The sequence below is a fragment of the Streptomyces sp. E2N166 genome, assembly GCF_003671715.1.
Classification (GTDB): domain Bacteria; phylum Actinomycetota; class Actinomycetes; order Streptomycetales; family Streptomycetaceae; genus Streptomyces; species Streptomyces thinghirensis.
This window is the reverse complement of record NZ_RAIF01000012.1, coordinates 1,421,942-1,424,629: the sequence shown is the minus strand read 5'-3', so window position 1 is coordinate 1,424,629 and position 2,688 is coordinate 1,421,942. Positions and strand designations below refer to the sequence as shown.

The window sequence follows — 2,688 nt, the reverse complement described above, 5'->3', positions numbered from 1 at the left end:
CCCTGTGGGAGAGTAGGACGCCGCCGAACAATTATTGCGAGGAAACCCCGCACCGGAAACGGTGCGGGGTTTTCTGCGTTCCAGGGGCAGTTGAAGTGGCGGCGGGTCCGCTTCGGCCCCGCCGCTTTCCTCTTACAGACGGCCTGCCGACTTCAGTTCCAAATAGGCGTCGGCCAGCGCCGGGGCGAGTTCGTCAGGGATCGCGTCGACGATTGTGACGCCGTGCCGGCGGAGCTGGTCAGCGATGCGGTCGCGTTCCGCCTGGGCTTGTGCCGCCGCTGCGGCCTCGTAGACGGCGTCCGTGTTTCCGCGGGCCTTGGCCATCCGGGAGATGTGCGGGTCCGCCACCGACGCCAGGACGACCGTGTGGCGTTGGGTCAGCCGCGGCAGGACGGGGAGCAGTCCCTCTTCGATCGGGGCCGAGTCGAGTGTCGTCAGGAGCACGATCAGGGAGCGGCGAGGAGCCGACCGGAGTGCCGTGGCGGTGAGGCCGCGGGCGTCTGTTTCCACGAGCTCCGGTTCCAAGGTCGCCATCGTGTTGACCAGGGAAGGGAGCACGTCGCCCGCTGTGCGGCCCTGGACGAGGGCGCGTACTCGGCGGTCGTACGCGAGGAGATCGACGCGGTCGCCGGCGCGGGAGGCCAGCGCGGCCAGGAGCAGGGCGGCGTCCATGGAGGCGTCGAGGCGGGGTGCGTCGCCCACTCGGCCGGCCGAGGTGCGGCCGGTGTCGAGGACGAGCAGGATGTGCCGGTCGCGTTCAGGGCGCCAGGTGCGTACGGCGACGGCGGACTGGCGGGCTGTCGCGCGCCAGTCGATGGAACGGGTGTCGTCGCCGGGGACGTATTCGCGGAGGCTGTCGAATTCCGTGCCCTCTCCGCGGGTGAGCACGCTGGTGCGGCCGTCGAGTTCGCGCAGGCGGGACAGTTTGGACGGCAGGTGCTTGCGGCTTGTGAACGGGGGCAGGACGCGTACCGTCCAAGGGGCCCGGTGGGTGCCCTGCCGGGTGAAGAGCCCCATGGGGCCGTACGAGCGGATCGTGACGCGGTCCGACTGACGGTCGCCGCGGCGGGTCGGCCGTAGACGAGTGGTCACTCGGCGGCGTTCGCCGGCGGGGACCGTCACGCGGTGGCGGGAGTCCGTCGTCTCCGTCCCGGGTTGCCAGCCGCTGGGCGGCCAGGCATCGCGGACGTGGGCGCGGAGCGGGCGCTTGGACGGGTTGGTGACCGTCAGGGTGACGTCGGCGGTGTCGCCCAGGCGCGTGGAGGTGTCGCCGGAACGGGTCAGGCGCAGGCGCCGTACCGGAGCGGCCAGGGCGAAGTCGCAGGCGCAGGCCACGGCCAGTGGCGCGTTGACCGCGAGGATTCCCGTCCAGCTGGGGTCCCAGATGCCGATGGGCACGGCGCCCAGGGCCGCGAGGAGTGCGGTGCGTCCGGTGAGTGCCATCAGCGGGGCACGGGGACGTGGGCGAGGATCGCGTTGATGACGGAGTCCGTGGTCACGCCCTCCATCTCGGCCTCCGGGCGGAGCTGGACGCGGTGCCGGAGGGTGGGGAGGGCGAGGGCCTTCACGTCGTCGGGGGTGACGTAGTCGCGGCCCGTCAGCCAGGCCCACGCGCGGGCGGTGGAGAGCAGTGCCGTGGCTCCGCGTGGGGAGACGCCGAGGGTGAGGGAGGGCGACTCGCGGGTGGCCCGGCAGATGTCGACGACGTAGGCCGTGATCTCGGGGGTGATCGTCGTCTTGGCCACCTCCGCACGGGCCGCCTCCAGGTCGGCGGCGTTCGCCACGGGGCGTACGCCGGCGGCGCGCAGGTCGCGTGGGTTGAAGCCCGAGGCGTGGCGGGTGAGGACGTCGATCTCGTCCTGCCGGGAGGGGAGGGGGACGGTGAGCTTGAGGAGGAAGCGGTCCAGCTGGGCTTCCGGGAGGGGGTAGGTGCCCTCGTACTCGACCGGGTTCTGGGTCGCCGCGACCAGGAACGGCTCAGGGAGCGGGCGGGGCGTGCCGTCGACCGTGACCTGGCGTTCCTCCATGGCTTCGAGGAGGGACGACTGCGTCTTCGGGGGCGTGCGGTTGATCTCGTCGGCGAGGAGCAGGTTGGTGAAGGCCGGGCCGGGCTGGAAGGAGAACTCGGCGGTGCGGGCGTCGTAGACCAGGGAACCGGTGACGTCGCTCGGCATCAGGTCGGGGGTGAACTGGACGCGCTTGGTGTCGAGTTCGGTGGCTGCGGCCAGGGCGCGGACGAGGAGCGTCTTGGCGACGCCGGGGACCCCTTCGAGGAGGACGTGGCCGCGGCACAGGAGCGCCACGACGAGACCGGTGACGGCGGCGTCCTGGCCGACCACGGCCTTGGCGATCTCTGCGCGCAGGGCCTCCAGGGCGGCGCGGGCGTTGCCCGGGTCCCCGGTCTGCCCGGCGTTGTCAGTGGTCGGGTCCATCATGGACGGCGTACCTCTCTTTCGAGGGCGTCGAGTTGGTCGGCGAGGGCGATGAGGGCCGCGTCGTCGCCGGGCGGCGGGCCGAAGAGGAGGGTGTGCAGGGGTTGTCCGTCGCCGTGTTCGCCGTGGAGGCGGGCGGACAGGGCGGGGAGCAGGGCCTCGGGCGTGTGCGCCTGGGTGACGGGGACGCCTACGAGGGGGGCGAGACGGGTGCGGGTGGCGGAGCGAAGAGCGGCGGCCGCGCGGTCGCGGGCGT

At 72.5% G+C, this 2,688-nt stretch carries 2 protein-coding genes and 1 pseudogene; all 3 read right to left on the bottom strand.

The genetic code is table 11. The annotated features are described in order from the left end of the window. Nucleotides 1-132: 132 nt before the first annotated feature. A complete protein-coding gene (locus tag EBH09_RS14220) occupies nucleotides 133-1,443 on the bottom strand; it encodes a DUF58 domain-containing protein (protein WP_121747284.1) in 1,311 nt (436 codons plus the stop codon). After that, nucleotides 1,443-2,432, bottom strand: a complete 990-nt coding sequence (locus EBH09_RS14215; RefSeq protein WP_121747283.1) for a MoxR family ATPase — start codon at nucleotides 2,430-2,432, stop codon at nucleotides 1,443-1,445. Before EBH09_RS14215 ends, EBH09_RS14220 begins: the two co-directional genes overlap by 1 nt. Beyond that, nucleotides 2,432-2,688 (bottom strand): annotated as a pseudogene (locus tag EBH09_RS14210) (DUF4350 domain-containing protein); the annotation flags it as partial. The gene EBH09_RS14215 and the pseudogene EBH09_RS14210, both read right to left, overlap by 1 nt.

Coding starts and splice junctions, on each gene's coding strand:
- EBH09_RS14220 (WP_121747284.1), bottom strand. CDS start 1,443: ATGGCACTCACCGGACGCACCGCACTCCTCGCGGCCCTGGGCGCCGTG.
- EBH09_RS14215 (WP_121747283.1), bottom strand. CDS start 2,432: ATGGACCCGACCACTGACAACGCCGGGCAGACCGGGGACCCGGGCAAC.